Source organism: Blautia difficilis (assembly GCF_014297245.1).
Lineage (GTDB): Bacteria > Bacillota > Clostridia > Lachnospirales > Lachnospiraceae > Blautia_A > Blautia_A difficilis.
Genome location: NZ_JACOQG010000022.1, coordinates 41,827 through 56,803 on the forward strand (window position 1 = coordinate 41,827; position 14,977 = coordinate 56,803).

14 protein-coding genes are annotated in these 14,977 nt (G+C 45.3%); all 14 read left to right on the plus strand.

From position 1 onward, the window contains the following. The first annotated feature begins 8 nt into the window (after nucleotides 1-8). The 14 genes from H8Z82_RS12555 (at nucleotide 9) to H8Z82_RS12620 (ending at nucleotide 14,965) form a co-directional block, all read left to right on the plus strand. Nucleotides 9-230 (plus strand): DUF896 domain-containing protein, encoded by a 222-nt coding sequence (locus H8Z82_RS12555; RefSeq protein WP_186995296.1) that lies wholly within the window; start codon nucleotides 9-11, stop codon nucleotides 228-230. Beyond that, nucleotides 208-771: a 5-formyltetrahydrofolate cyclo-ligase gene (locus tag H8Z82_RS12560; RefSeq protein WP_186995297.1), complete on the plus strand. Its 564-nt coding sequence runs from the start codon at nucleotides 208-210 to the stop codon at nucleotides 769-771. Before H8Z82_RS12555 ends, H8Z82_RS12560 begins: the two co-directional genes overlap by 23 nt. A 27-nt stretch (nucleotides 772-798) precedes the next feature. After that, complete coding sequence (locus H8Z82_RS12565) at nucleotides 799-2,049, plus strand: glutamate-5-semialdehyde dehydrogenase (protein WP_186995298.1); 1,251 nt, start codon at nucleotides 799-801, stop codon at nucleotides 2,047-2,049. 89 nt (nucleotides 2,050-2,138) lie between these two features. Beyond that, nucleotides 2,139-4,316: an LPXTG cell wall anchor domain-containing protein gene (locus tag H8Z82_RS12570; protein WP_243176472.1), complete on the plus strand. Its 2,178-nt coding sequence runs from the start codon at nucleotides 2,139-2,141 to the stop codon at nucleotides 4,314-4,316. A 167-nt stretch (nucleotides 4,317-4,483) separates the two neighbouring features. Next, nucleotides 4,484-5,884 carry a tRNA (N6-isopentenyl adenosine(37)-C2)-methylthiotransferase MiaB gene (gene miaB / locus H8Z82_RS12575; RefSeq protein ID WP_186995299.1) on the plus strand — a complete coding sequence of 467 codons (1,401 nt, stop codon included), beginning with the start codon at nucleotides 4,484-4,486 and terminating at the stop codon, nucleotides 5,882-5,884. A gap of 124 nt (nucleotides 5,885-6,008) precedes the next feature. Beyond that, on the plus strand, nucleotides 6,009-7,343 hold the full coding sequence (locus H8Z82_RS12580) for an MATE family efflux transporter (RefSeq protein WP_186995307.1): 1,335 nt from the start codon (nucleotides 6,009-6,011) through the stop codon (nucleotides 7,341-7,343). 322 nt (nucleotides 7,344-7,665) lie between these two features. Continuing rightward, on the plus strand, nucleotides 7,666-8,025 hold the full coding sequence (locus H8Z82_RS12585) for a metal-sensing transcriptional repressor (RefSeq protein ID WP_019161649.1): 360 nt from the start codon (nucleotides 7,666-7,668) through the stop codon (nucleotides 8,023-8,025). 85 nt (nucleotides 8,026-8,110) lie between these two features. Beyond that, the gene (locus H8Z82_RS12590; protein ID WP_186995300.1) at nucleotides 8,111-10,765 is read left to right on the plus strand and encodes a heavy metal translocating P-type ATPase; all 2,655 of its coding nucleotides are present in this window, start codon (nucleotides 8,111-8,113) and stop codon (nucleotides 10,763-10,765) included. A 233-nt stretch (nucleotides 10,766-10,998) separates the two neighbouring features. Then, nucleotides 10,999-11,547 (plus strand): RNA polymerase sigma factor, encoded by a 549-nt coding sequence (locus tag H8Z82_RS12595; RefSeq protein ID WP_243176473.1) that lies wholly within the window; start codon nucleotides 10,999-11,001, stop codon nucleotides 11,545-11,547. After that, a complete protein-coding gene (locus tag H8Z82_RS12600; RefSeq protein ID WP_186995301.1) occupies nucleotides 11,534-11,902 on the plus strand; it encodes a DUF4179 domain-containing protein in 369 nt (122 codons plus the stop codon). The genes H8Z82_RS12595 and H8Z82_RS12600 overlap by 14 nt, the downstream gene beginning before the upstream one ends. Beyond that, nucleotides 11,886-12,512: a hypothetical protein gene (locus H8Z82_RS12605; protein ID WP_026076964.1), complete on the plus strand. Its 627-nt coding sequence runs from the start codon at nucleotides 11,886-11,888 to the stop codon at nucleotides 12,510-12,512. Before H8Z82_RS12600 ends, H8Z82_RS12605 begins: the two co-directional genes overlap by 17 nt. Continuing rightward, entirely contained in the window at nucleotides 12,509-13,132 is a 624-nt protein-coding gene (locus H8Z82_RS12610; protein WP_186995302.1) for a PrsW family glutamic-type intramembrane protease, read from the plus strand. Before H8Z82_RS12605 ends, H8Z82_RS12610 begins: the two co-directional genes overlap by 4 nt. Nucleotides 13,133-13,284: 152 nt before the next feature. After that, a complete protein-coding gene (locus tag H8Z82_RS12615; protein WP_243176474.1) occupies nucleotides 13,285-13,605 on the plus strand; it encodes a hypothetical protein in 321 nt (106 codons plus the stop codon). A gap of 19 nt (nucleotides 13,606-13,624) precedes the next feature. Further along, nucleotides 13,625-14,965, plus strand: a complete 1,341-nt coding sequence (locus H8Z82_RS12620) for a hypothetical protein (protein WP_186995304.1) — start codon at nucleotides 13,625-13,627, stop codon at nucleotides 14,963-14,965. Nucleotides 14,966-14,977: the final 12 nt, after the last annotated feature.

Below are 14,977 nucleotides of genomic sequence, written 5' to 3' on the forward strand. Positions count from 1 at the left end.
ATTTATTTATGGAAGCAGAAAAGATTGAAAGAATCAATACACTGGCACACAAGGCGAAAAGCGTAGGACTTACGGAAGAAGAAAAAAAGGAGAGGGAACTGCTGCGCAAGGAATATATTGCCTATGTCCGGCTGAATCTTCGTACTCAGCTGGATAATATTGATATCAAAGAAGCAGATGGTACAATAGTAAACCTTGGAGAGAAATATGGACACAAAAAAGGAAATTAGGAAAAAAGTTTTTGCAGCCAGAAAACAGCGTACAGATGCATGGGTGGAGGAAATGAGCAAAGCGATCACTCAGAGAGTGGTGGCTCTTCCTGCCTTTAAGCATGCAGACAGGATCCTGGCATATGCAGATTACAATCATGAGGTGATCACGGAGTATCTTATTGAAGAGGCATGGAAGGCTGGCAAAGAGGTTGCAGTACCCAAGGTGGTGGGAAAGGATATGGTGTTTTATAAGCTTACTGATTTTTCACAGCTTGAACCTGGGTATTTCCAGATCCCGGAGCCTGCTTCAGGGGAAATCGTGGAATGGCCCACAGCACTTATGATCATGCCCGGTGTGGCTTTTGACAGGGAGAATCACCGGGTAGGATACGGTGGAGGATTTTATGACCGTTATCTGGAAAAACATCCGGATATCCAGAGAGTGGCAGTGGCTTTTTCCTTTCAGATGTTTGATCAGGTTCCCACAGAACCTACAGATATCTGTCCTCAGATCCTGGTGACAGAGGAGGAAACCTGCTGCCTGACATCGGAGGCTTAAATCTTGTGACCGAAAGGAGTTTGAGAAATGAATGAAATGCTGAATACTCTTGGAAAAAATGCCAGGAATGCGGAAGTTCTTGTGAGAAATCTTTCTGCAAATGAAAAAAATGAGGTGCTTCTTAAGGTCGCAGAGGCACTGACAGAGAATGCAGATACTCTGACAGCAGCCAATGCCCTGGATGTGGAAAACGGCAGAAAAAATAATATGCCGGAGGCTCTGGTGGACAGACTGCTTCTTACCGGTGACCGGATACAGGGGATGGCAGAGGGACTTCGCCAGGTGGCGGCGCTGGAAGATCCTGTAGGTGAGGTTCTAGGGATGAAGAAGCGTCCCAACGGTCTGATGATCGGGCAGAAAAGAGTGCCTTTAGGTGTGATCGGAATTATTTATGAGGCCAGGCCAAATGTAACAGCAGATGCCTTTGCCCTTTGCTTTAAAACCGGAAATGTGGTGATCTTAAAAGGCGGAAGCGATGCCATTCATTCCAATGAGGCCATTGTAAAATGTATCCGTGAGGTATTGCAGGAGCAGGGAATCACAGAGGATGCCATCCAGTTGATCACGGACACTTCCAGAGAAACCACAGCAGAATTTATGAAAATGAATCAGTATGTGGATGTGCTGATCCCCAGAGGCGGCAGAGGATTGATTAAAGCAGTAGTTGAGAATAGTACGATTCCTGTGATCGAGACCGGTACAGGTAACTGCCATACTTATGTGGACGAAACTGCTGATCTGCAGATGGCAGCAGATATTATTATGAATGCCAAGACTCAGCGTGTAGGTGTGTGCAATGCCTGTGAGTCTGTACTGGTCCATGAGAAAGTAAAAGATGAGTTTCTGCCTGTTCTGGCTAGACGCCTGCAGGAGAAACGTGTGGAGATCCGGGCAGATGAAGCAGCCTGTGAGCTGATCCCCGGAGCTGTACAGGCAACAGAGGAAGACTGGGGCAGAGAGTATTTGGATTATATTCTTTCCCTGAAGGTAGTTTCCTCTGTAGAAGAAGCAATCAGCCATATTAATCAATATAATACCGGACATTCTGAGGCAATCATTACCAATAATTATGAGCATGCCCAGAAATTCCTGGATCAGGTGGATGCTGCGGCAGTGTATGTGAATGCTTCCACCAGATTTACAGATGGGTTTGAGTTTGGCTTTGGCGCGGAGATCGGTATCAGTACCCAGAAATTACATGCAAGGGGACCTATGGGATTACTGGCACTTACCACTACCAAATATATTATCTATGGAAACGGACAAATTCGTCCGTAAGTTTGATTTTTTGCAAAAGGTGTGCTATACTCAAAATTAGTTTTGAATTGCAAAAATGAAATAAAAGACTTATTTATGGAGGACATAAAATGAGGAGAAAACAATTATTTGCCATTTTGATGGCTGGAGCATTATCTATGGGAATGGTTCCTTCTGCTGCATTTGCAGCAGCAGATACAGTAGCTGCACAGGCAGAAGCAGAGGGAGAGCTGGCAGCAGAGGAAGGTACAGATGCACCTGCAGAGGATCCGGGAGCTACTGAAACACCTGCAGAGACTCCGGAAACACCTGCAGAAGAGCCTACAGAGACTCCGGTAGAAACTCCTGACGGAACACCGTCAGAGGAGACTCCTGCAGAGACTCCGGAAACACCGGAAGCAGACCCTACTGAGGTACCGGCTGCAGAAGAAACAGGAAGTAAAAAAATCATGATCGGCGATACTGAATATGCAACGCTGAAGGAAGCATTTGCAGCAGTACCTGACAGTACTGCTGAAGCCAATGATCCTACATACATCAAGATCAGCAGCGAGATTGAGCTTGGGGAGACCATTGATGTTCCGGCTAACAAAAATATTATGCTGGTCGCTGCGGCAGAGAATATTAAGATCAAACGTGCTGCAGGATTTGCAGGAAGTCTTTTCACAGTATCCGGCGGTACTTTCCAGATTGCCGGCGGTACTTTAACTGATACAGATGGCAACGCAGCAGGAACAGGTTCCATCACAGTAGATGGAACAGGGGACGGTACAACAGCTGTGACAGCACCTATGGTTGATGTCCAGAGCGGTACATTTGGAATTTCTGATGGTACAACACTTTCCGGAAATGCCAATACTTCCACAGATGTGAATGGTGGAGCTGTCAATGTGGCTTCCGGTGCGGCTTTCTACCTTTTGGGCGGAACTGTCACAGGTAACACTGCAGCACAGGGTGGAGCTGTCAATGCAGCCTCCGGCGCTGCCGTATATCTTCAGGGCGGAACGATCACAGGCAATACCGCCACACTTGGCGGTGGTATCTACAGTGAAAGTGCAGTAAATGTAAAGGGCACTGTATCTGTAACAGAAAATAAGGATCAGAATGATGCTGTCAGCAACCTGGTTCTGGCAGGAGAAGATGCCAAAATCAACGTGACCGGTGCGATGACAGGTTCTACGATCAGCGTGCAGGTAAAGGATGCAAAAGCAGGAACACAGGTTGTCACAATGGATGCTTCTGTAACAGATGTGACACTGACAGACGTTCTGCCTCAGCTTACCTATGAAGGACAGACCTTTACCATTGGGGAAGACGGTGCACTGGTAGATCCTACGGTAACGGTAACTCCAACTCCTTCCGAGAAACCGGAAGCAAAGGCTGCGATCAAAATTGAAAGTGGAAAATGGACCGGACACAGTAGCTATGAGATTAAATTCCATACGAATATTAATGGACTTTACCAGGTAGACTGGGTGAAGAGAGGAGATAAAGCTCCTGAGATCAATGTAAGTGGTCAGAAGATCAAGGCTGATAAGAGCACAACTGTTACATTGACAGACCTTCCGGAATATGATGTAGATATCTATGTAACTGTGATCAGTGAAAAGGATTCTAAAAACTATAAATCTGTAAAGGTTGACAATAGCGCACAGAAACGCCCAGAGGCTCCTGTAACACCTACTCCAATACCGAAGACACCGGCAGTTACAGAAAGTAAGGTTCAGGGCTTTGAAAACGCACTTACTTTCTATCCTGGAACCTTCTATGATTTCAGGGCGATCGGTGCAGGTACAGATAATGCAGATCCTCATGAGGGTGATGTAAGATGGGTACCGCAGTACTGGAGCATGTCAGCAAACCCATCCTCCAAGGATATGCATACTACCTGGAAGATCGGCGCTGCCAAAGGTATTTACAAGGATGCAGAGACAACCTATGATATTTATGTATTCTTCCAGAAAGAGGTATACAGCGGAACAGAATGGCAGGCACAGAGCGGTATTATTGAATCTGTAAGATATCAGTTCAAGGCAGCTCCTCTGGCTCAGACATCTGTTACTCCTGGCGTTACCGGCTCAGGCGGTACTTATGGCGGAGACGGAACAACAGAGGAAAGCTCAGATTTGACACCGACTACTTATGCGAATGGAACAAGCGGATCTGCTTCCAAGTCAGCAGTTTCCACAGGGGATGAATCACCGGTTGGCACTATGCTGGCACTGGCAGCAGCATCTATTCTGGCAGGCGGTTATGTACTGGTGAGAAGACGTAAAAAAGAAATGTAATCATTGACCGGTTCAGACGGTTGTGAGAATGAAAAAGGCAGGCTTTCGGGCCTGCCTTTTTGATGCTTTTTTTGTTTGACATATGTCTCTAAATTCTGTATGATAAGAAAAGCGTAAATTTGTAATAAGTATAGAACAGAGCTTGTGAAAGGACGAGGAAATATACAGTGATTAATACACAGGAAAGTAAAATACAGTTAGAATATATCGAAAAATGTAAGGAACTGGTCGGAGCGAGATATGATCATCAGCCTGCCTTTTTTATCCAGAATGCCGGCTGTCAGATGAATTCACTTCAGACAGAGACCGTTGCCGGTATTGTGAAGAAAATGGGCTATGAAGAGGTTTCCAGGGAAGAGGATGCAGATGTGGTGATCTATAATACCTGTACTGTCCGTGAGAATGCAAATCTGAAGATATACGGACATCTGGGACATCTGAAGAGCATTAAGAAACAGAAAAAAGAAATGAAGATCGTACTGTTTGGCTGTATGATGCAGGAGCCGGAAGTAATCGAGAAGATCCATAAGGATTATTCCTTTGTTGATCTGGTATTTGGTACTCATAATTTTCATAAATTCCCGGAGCTTTTTTACAGAAGCTTAAATACGGAGGGGCAGATCATTGACGTATGGAAGGAATCTGACGAGATCGTAGAGGGGATGCCGGCAGACCGTAAATATTCCTTCAAAACAGGTGTAAATATTATGTTTGGCTGCAACAATTTCTGCAGCTATTGTATTGTTCCTTATGTCCGCGGACGGGAGAAAAGCCGTGAGCCGGAAGCTATCCTTCAGGAGATCAGAGAGCTGGTGGCAGACGGTGTGACAGAGGTTATGCTCCTGGGACAGAATGTAAACTCCTATGGCAAGACATTGGAGAATCCTATTACCTTTGCCCAGCTTCTGCAGCAGGTAGAGGAAATTGAGGGGTTAAAGAGAATCCGTTTCATGACCTCTCATCCCAAGGATCTGTCAGAGGAACTGATTGAAACTATGGCAAAAAGCAAAAAGGTATGCCATCATCTTCATCTGCCTATGCAGTCCGGAAGCAGCCGTATCTTAAAGATCATGAACCGGCGCTATGACAAGGAGAAATACCTGGAGCTGGTGCAGAAGATCCGTACAGCCATCCCAGATATTTCCCTTACTACGGATATTATCGTAGGCTTCCCCGGGGAGACAGAAGAGGACTTCCGGGACACACTGGATGTGGTAGATAAATGTGATTTTGATACAGCCTTTACTTTTATTTATTCCAAGAGAAGTGGTACTCCTGCTGCAAAAATGGAGAACCAGATTCCTGAGGATGTGGTAAAGGATCGTTTTGACCGTCTGCTTTCCCTGGTACAGGAAAAGGGGCGTCAGGCTTCTTCCCGCTTCCAGGGTACGGTGCAGGAGATCCTGGTGGAAGAGGAGAGTAAGGAAAAGGGAATCTATACAGGCAGAACGGAATATAATCTGCTGGTTCATTTCCCAGGCTGCAGAGATCTTCTTGGAAAATATGTAAAGGTACGACTGGATACCTGTAAGGGATTTTATTATTTTGGTACTCTGGTTGAGGAATAAACAGATAAATATGGCCTGGATTTCCGGCATAGTCCGGAAATCCGGGCTTTTCAACGGATAAACTGGTTACTGTAACTGAGAAAGGAATGAAAGAAACGTGAAACATAATAAATATGAGATAGATATGTGCAATGGAACGATCATGGACAAGCTGATCTCTTTTTCATTGCCTTTAATGCTGTCCGGAATCCTGCAGCTTCTGTTTAATGCTGTGGATATTGTGGTAGTGGGCAGGTTCAGTGGAAGTCAGGCGCTGGCTGCTGTAGGATCTACTACTGCACTGATCAATATTTTTACTAATTTATTTATTGGCATTTCCCTGGGAGCCAATGTACTTGCTGCCAGATTTTATGCTGCCGGAAAATCGAAGGAGATGTCAGAGACAGTCCACACTTCTGTTACGGTAGCTCTGATCAGTGGGGTTCTTATGGGAATCCTGGGACTGATGTTTGCCAGATTTTCCCTGGAGCTTATGGGAACTCCGGAGGATGTAATCAGTCAGTCTGCCCTGTATATGCGGATTTATTTTCTGGGAATGCCCTTTTTTATGCTTTATAATTATGGCGCAGCCATTCTCCGCGCTGTGGGAGATACCAGAAGGCCATTATTTTTTCTGGTAGTTTCCGGTGTGATCAATGCAGTGCTGAATGTGATCCTGGTTGTGTACTTCCATATGGATGTGGCTGGGGTTGCCATTGCTACAGTATTCTCACAGTTTGTCTCCTGTGTGTTGGTTTTACGGTGCCTTTATATGTCGGAGGGAAGCTATCAGCTGCGCTTTTCCAGGCTTTCCATAAAGAAAGAATACCTGAAACAGATTTTCCAGGTAGGGGTTCCTGCGGGAATCCAGAGTACAGTGATCAATTTTTCCAATGCGCTCCTTCAGTCCTCTGTCAACTCCTTTGGCTCTGTGGCTATGGCAGGATATACAGCAGCCAATAATGTATTTGGATTTTTGTATGTCTCTGTAAATTCCATTACCCAGGCATGTATGAGCTTTACCAGCCAGAATTACGGTGTCCGGAAATGGAAACGCATGGACAGGGTTCTTGTGGACTGTATTATTTTGTCTGTGGTATGTTCTCTGACTCTGGGCTGCTGCGCTTACTTTTTTGGACCTGAGATCCTGCAGATCTATACCAGGGAGCCGGATGTGATCCATGCAGGAATGGAGATTATGACCTTTGCCACAGTTCCCTATTTTCTTTGCGGACTGATGGACCTGTTTCCGGGGGCACTTCGTGGAATGGGGCATTCTGGAGTGCCTATGATCCTGTCCATCATCGGTACTGTGGGAACCAGAATTGTATGGATCTTTGGAATCTTTCCATCTCACAGATCTCTGTCCGTACTGTTTATTTCCTACCCTGTATCCTGGATTCTTACCATACTGATGCAGGTATGTTGCTTCTACTTTGTGAGAAAGAAAGTACACGGGCAAATGAGGACTTGTGCATAGAAAAAATGAAAGCTTTTGCAGAATATATTGCGTCGGCGATGTATTTTGCAGAAGCTTTTTTTAACGCAGATAAGTATTCCACCGTTTCAAGTGCGCGGAGCGAATGTCCGCTTTACAAAAAACAATTGACAAATACCCTGCAAGGGTATATAGTACAAAATATAAGAATACCCATGAGGGGTATGTAGTAAAAACACAGATACTCCTCAGCTAATACAAAAAAGGTTACTGTTCACTGGTAATATCCCGCGAAGCGTGTTGCTGAGAACGGAGTGAACAGTAACAAAAAAGAGAAAAGGAAGTCAGGGAAAAGGAGCAGTTTATGGCGGAGAAATGGGAAAACAGAAATGTAGATAGTATGGAAATACAGGAGGAAGGTATGAAGAAGGTCTGTCCCTGCTGCGAAAAACACACTGCCCGTTCAGAGGAAGAACGTAAAAAGCTGGTCAATCGCCTGAAGCGTGTGGAAGGACAGATCCGCGGAATCATCCGGATGCTGGAGAACGATGCTTACTGTAATGATATCCTGATCCAGTCAGCCGCAGTGAATGCTGCAGTAAATGCCTTTAACAAGGAGCTTCTGGCTCAGCATATCCGTACCTGCGTGGCAAGAGATATCCGCCAGGGAAAAGATGAGACGATCGATGAGCTGGTGGTTACTTTGCAGAAACTGATGAAGTAAAAACTGTGGAAGCTGTAAAGCAGGGAGCAATCTGCAGATATCAGATCAGGGATCGTAAGCCAGAAAGTTATGAGGAGGAATAGAAATGGAACAATACAATGTAACCGGAATGAGTTGTGCAGCCTGCAGCAGCAGAGTGGAGAAGGCCGTATCCAAGGTTCCGGGTGTGACATCCTGTTCGGTCAGTCTGCTGACCAACTCCATGGGAGTGGAGGGAACTGCCGGTGCAGGTGCAATCATCAAGGCTGTACAGGATGCAGGTTATGGAGCGTCCTTAAAGGGAACATCCGGGGAACAGATATCTGCTTCTGCGGCAGAGGAAGCACTGGAAGACCATGAAACACCGGCACTGAAACGAAGGCTGATCGCATCTGTAGGCTTTCTGTTGGTGCTGATGTATTTTTCCATGGGACATATGATGTGGGGCTGGCCTCTTCCGGCATGGTTTCATGATAATCATATTGCCATGGGACTGGTTCAGCTTCTTCTTGCCGGAATCATTATGGTCATTAACCAGAAATTTTTTATCAGCGGATTTAAGAGTCTGTGGCATCGTGCACCAAATATGGATACCCTGGTAGCACTTGGCTCCATGGCATCTTTTGCGTGGAGTGTTTATGTACTTTTTGCAATGACAAGAGCACAGGTGGACGGAGATTCGGCAGCAGTTATGAATTACATGATGGAGTTCTATTTTGAATCTGCAGCCATGATCCTTACCCTGATCACAGTTGGAAAAATGCTGGAAGCTCGATCTAAGGGAAAGACAACAGATGCGCTGAAAGGTCTGATGAAGCTGGCACCTAAGACAGCAGTTGTTGTCCGGGACGGACAGGAAGTTACGGTGCCCATTGAACAGGTCCGAAAAGGTGATGTTTTTGTGGTACGTCCCGGTGAGAACATTCCGGTGGACGGAGTGATCCTTGAGGGAAACAGTGCTGTCAATGAGGCTGCACTTACAGGGGAGAGTATTCCTGTTGACAAGAATCCGGGAGATGCAGTCTCTGCTGCAACCGTGAACCAGTCCGGATTTATCCGATGTGAGGCCACCCGGGTAGGCGAGGACACCACTCTTTCCCAGATTATTAAGATGGTCAGTGATGCGGCTGCAACAAAAGCACCTATTGCCAAAATCGCAGACAGGGTTTCCGGAGTTTTTGTTCCGGCAGTTATCAGTATTGCGGTTGTCACCACCATTGTCTGGCTGCTGGCAGGAAAAGAGTTCGGATATGCACTTGCCAGAGGAATTTCTGTTCTGGTCATCAGCTGCCCCTGCGCTCTTGGACTTGCCACACCGGTTGCCATCATGGTGGGAAACGGAATGGGGGCCAAAAATGGAATCCTGTTTAAAACAGCAGTATCCCTGGAGGAAGCAGGTAAGATCCAGATTGTTGCATTAGATAAGACAGGAACTATCACAAAGGGTGAACCGCAGGTGACAGATATGGTCCCTGCAGAGGGAATCTCAGAGGAAGAACTTTTAGGCTGTGCCTATGCACTTGAGAAGAAGAGTGAACATCCTCTTGCGAAAGCTATTATTGCCAGAGCAGAGGAGAAAAAGACTGTCTTGCAGGAGGTTTCTGATTTTCAGGCTCTTCCGGGAAACGGCCTTCGTGCAGTATTAAACAGTGACGTGCTTACAGGCGGAAATATGAAATTTATCAGCAATGAAACCTCTGTATCACCGGAACTGATGAAACAGACGGAAAAACTTGCAGAAGAAGGAAAAACACCACTTCTTTTTGCAAAAGGCGGAAAGTTTCTCGGTATGATCGCAGTGGCAGATGTTATCAAAGAAGACAGCCCTCAGGCAATAAAAGAACTGCAGAACATGGGAATCCGGGTAGTAATGCTTACCGGTGATAATGAACATACAGCAAAAGCAATCGGAGCACAGGCAGGAGTGGATGATGTAATTGCAGGTGTTCTTCCGGATGGCAAGGAGAATGTGATCCGTTCTCTGAAGGAACAGGGAAAAGTTGCCATGGTGGGAGACGGAATCAATGATGCCCCTGCACTTACCAGAGCAGACATCGGAATTGCGATCGGTGCCGGAACAGATGTTGCCATTGATGCCGCAGATGTGGTATTAATGAAGAGCCGGCTCAGTGATGTACCTGCTGCCATACGTTTAAGCCGGGCGACACTGAGAAATATCCATGAGAATCTTTTCTGGGCATTTTTCTACAATGTGATCGGTATTCCACTGGCAGCCGGTGTATGGATCCCGATTTTCGGATGGACACTGAACCCCATGTTTGGTGCAGCAGCCATGAGCCTTTCCAGTTTCTGTGTGGTAACCAATGCACTGAGACTGAATTTCTTTAAGGTACATGATGCTTCCAGAGACAGAAAAATAAAACAGAATGTGGAAGAAATCCATTATATTTCAGATAATACAAAAATGAAAAATGTAACAGAAAACAGAAGTCTGAAAGCAGAGAATACAGACTTTTGCAACAGTGAAATTCATGATCTAAAAGATCAGGAAAATATAAAAGAAAACAAGGAGAACAAAGAAATGACAACAATCACAGTAAACGTAACAGGAATGATGTGTGGACATTGTGAAGCACATGTGACAAAGGCAGTAAAAGAGGCATTTGGAGTGGAAGATGTAGTTTCCTCCCACGAAAAAGGAACCACAGTGATCCATGCTCCGGAGAAACTGGACGAGGATAAGATCCGCGAAGTAATCAAAGAAGCCGGCTATGAAGTAACCGGCATCACACAGGAATAAAATGGATGCCTATTCTGATGAATTATCAGAGCTTGGTTATGATCAGGAGAGCCACGTCTTGTATTCTGAATCAGAGTGCAGACCGTGGCTCTCATTATTTTGTACAATTGCTATAAACAATTGACGTATTTTGTAAACAAAAGTATACTATGCTTATTAAAAGAACGAAGGAAAGAAGCCAGGAGATTACACCTGACAACAGAGGAGTAATATAGGGAAAGGAATTGAACGGTATGGCTACTGATGAAGAGCTTTATGGGCAATATCTGAGCGGTGACGAGACAGGACTTGAACTATTGATAAAAAAATACGGCGACCCATTGACCTTATACATCGATGGTTATCTGCATGATGTCCACGAAGCGGAGGACTTAATGATGGAAACCTTTTCCTGGCTGTTTACGAAAAAGCCCCGCATCCGGGATGGATGTTTTAAGGCTTATCTCTATAAAGCGGCGCGGCACAAGGCTTTACGCCACAAAAGCAGACGGCGGATTATCTTCAGTCTTGACGACTTGACCAGAGAACCGGAGGCGCAGACACTGGTGGAGGAGGTCATCCGCACAAAGGAACGAAATCAGATCCTGCATCTCTGCATGGACGAGTTAAATCCAGATTATCGGGAGGCTCTTTATCTGACCTATTTTGAGGGTATGAGCTACCAACAGGCTGCTAAGGTCATGGGAAAAAGTGTGAAGCAGATCACAAATATGGTGTACCGGGGAAAAGAGCGTTTACGCGGATTATTGCAACGGGAGGGTATTACAGATGTTGAAAAATGAGGAACGAATTGCTGAGGTAAAACGGCGTATTGGGGAAAAAGAACGACGGCAGAGACTGCGGCATAGACAGATTGTCTCCGCATTCTGCATAGCGGCATGCCTTGCAGTGATCGTTGGGGTTTCCTTTGTCATGCCAGGTATTGCCGGACAGATTGCGCCCGGTACTTCTTCCGGATTTGAAACGGCAGCAACAATTTTAGGCGGCGGCACCGCACTGGGATATATGGTAATCGGACTGTTGGCTTTTATCCTCGGCGTTTGCGTGACTATTCTGTGCTTCCGCATCCGCCAGCTGAACAAAGAGGAGCAGACGGAGGAACAAAAGGGGGACAATGGGGATGGAGCTGATCAGTAATCTTTTTCAATTCGCTGTCACCCTGCTGGGCTTTTGTCTGAGTGGTATCTGGTATCTGAAAGATCGAAAACAGACCTGTTTCCTGCTGACCTGTTTTTACGGCTGCTTTGCCCTTGGCTCTCTTTACTGGACGCTGTATCTGCTTCTGTTTTCTGAAACGCCGCAGGTCTTTTATGTGTCAGAGTTCGGCTGGGTAGCCAGTGTGATTTTCCTTTATCTTCTGCAATACACCCTTTCTTCTGCTGGGGAAAGAAGATTTTTGACAGGAAAAGCCCTGATTGCCCCTTTGATTGGTATTCCGCTTTGTGTGTTTTACTGCACCTTTGGGGATGTTCTCTCCAATCTGCTCTGGTGTGGCATGATGATCGTTGTTTCTTATCATTCCATCCGGGGTCTTGCTTATGCACAGATACAGACGGGAACAGCGTGTAAGATGCGGTATTTCCACATTGGGGTACTGTGCTATGTGGCGGTGGAGTATGTCCTTTGGATCTCTGGCTGCCTGTGGCCGGGCTATTCCATTTCCGCTCCCTATTGCTGGTTTGATCTTCTGCTTACAGGCAGCCTGTTTGCGCTGCTGCCAGCCACAAGAAAGGCGGTGCAGGCATGACATATATTGAAAATGTATTTCTTTGCATGGCTTCGCCCCTGCTGATTGCCGCGCTGTGTATGGGAAAGCGGCAGAGAAAATTCTTTCTGTTTTGCTTTGCCGGGATGGGGGCATGTCTGCTTTCCGCATACATCAACACCTTTTTCGCTGCACTTTACAGAGCGGACACCTTTGCAGCTACCACAGAGATCGCCCCGGTGGTGGAGGAAGTGATGAAACTTCTGCCATTGCTCTTTTATCTGCTGATATTTGAGCCAAAAGCGGAGCGAATCAAAAATGCCGCTGTGATCACAGCCCTTTCCTTTGCCACATTTGAGAATGTCTGCTATCTGATCCAAAACGGAGCCGGACATTTTTCTTTTATTTTCTTCCGTGGTATTGGGACTGGAGCCATGCATGTGATCTGTGGAGCCATTGTCGGCGGCGGCCTTGCATATGTGTGGCAAAGAACATGGCTGAAGATTGCCGGAACCTGCGGCCTGCTGGGAGCGGCAATCACCTTTCATGCAATTTATAATCTCCTGATCGCCTACGGCGGTGCAGCACAGTATATTGCTTATCTGCTGCCTGTACTGATCCTGACAGCGGGAAAACTGATTTTCCGCAGTTCGATACAATAATATAACCTGATTTTCCGCTTTTGGGAGCTGTTTCGGCAGCTCTCAAATTTTTTTAAAAAAATTTGATTTTCAGGTGAGAGTTTTTCGCTTTTTTTGTACCTATATAAGTGAAAGACTTTTTAGGACTTTTTTGTGAAAGGAGGATGGAAGGCATGTATGATACAGAAAAGCGTATCGAATTGGTAAAAAAACGAATGCATGAATACCACCGCCGCCAGGAGCGGCGCACAGTCTGCCGTCTGTCTGTTCTGTGTACCCTGCTGTTCCTGTCCCTTGTGGGGGCAATGGAGATTATGCAAAGCCAGCCAATAAACGCCACGGGAATGTACGGCACAATTCTGCTGCATGAAGGCGCAGGCGGCTATGTGTTGGTGGCTGTCATTTCCTTTACTGTGGCAGTCGTGATTACCGCATTATGTATCAAATTCAGAAACAGAGGACAAAAGAGTCAAGATGCAGAAGATCATGTATAAAGAAAGGAGAGGTGAATGTATGAAGAAAAAGTTATTAGCCGGGATTCTGGCACTTGCACTGTGTTCCACCAATATGCCCCAGACTATATTTGCGGGGGAATTTACTTCCGGAAATCCGGATATAGTGTCTGAGGAAGAAACGCCGGAGATTTTTACCAATGAGGAGCAGGAAGCAGTAGGAGAGACAGATGAGGAACTGTCTGTATTCAGTTCAGAAGAGGCTCCTGAGTTTAATGATGCCCCCGATGAGGCAATGGCTGCTGCGGAAAATACACAGATTAAAGAAATTGACTTAATCAATAGTACTGAAGACTATACTATAAGTTCGGCAGGAGATTACAAATTTACATGCAGTAATGATCAGGAAACGGCAAATAGAATTGTGGTTGATGGAAAGAATACTTCAGAGCAAGACAACATCAACATTTATCTTGATAACGTAAATATCAAAACATCTGCTGGTCCGGCACTGCAAATAGCTGATATTGTTAAGGCTAAAGTTACTATATATTTAACAGGCAAAAATAACCTTATAACAACTGATCAAGACTCTGCTGGTTTACAGAAAAATAACAAAGTTCAGCTCATAATAACCAGTGCTTCAAACGCTACTACAGGAAGCTTAAAAGCTAGTGGTGTGTATGGTGCTGGAATCGGTAGCAGCTATGACGGCTCTTGCGATAATATTACCATTAATAGTGGTTCCGTAAATGCTGAATCTTGGCATAGTGCCGGAATTGGTGGCGGCTATTACGGCTCTTGCAATAATATTACTGTTAATGGTGGCTCAGTAACTGCATCTTCCGCACGTGGAACTGATATCGGCGGTAAAAACTCTGGTATTATTATTAATGGCGGTTCTGTAAAAGCCTCTTCCGTATCCAGTTCCCCAGCAAACGCCCAAGGTGAGGTTTACTGTTGTACTATTTCTAATCCTCAAAAAAAAGTAATAAGGATAGATGGTGATGACTGGGGAACATATAATCATGTAAATGATAAGGACCTGTACGCATGGCTAACCGGTAAAACACACACTATTTCTGTCGGAGATACAACACAGACCTATTATTTTAATAAAAAAGATAATACCTTCGTACCTATAAACTTTACTTTTGCTGCACCCCGAAATTTAGTATATGATGGGCATTCCAAAGACGCTTCATTAACAAATACTGAAAACATTGGTGATTTCACATTGTCTTATTATAATGAGCAGAATGAATTATGTACTTCTGCTATCAATGCAGGAACTTATATCGTAAAAGCAAATATAGATAACGACACCTATACCTTTTCTGATTTAGTAAATAAAGATTGGACTTTCACGATTAAGCCTCGAAACCTTAATAATGTGATTTAGATAAATAAAGTT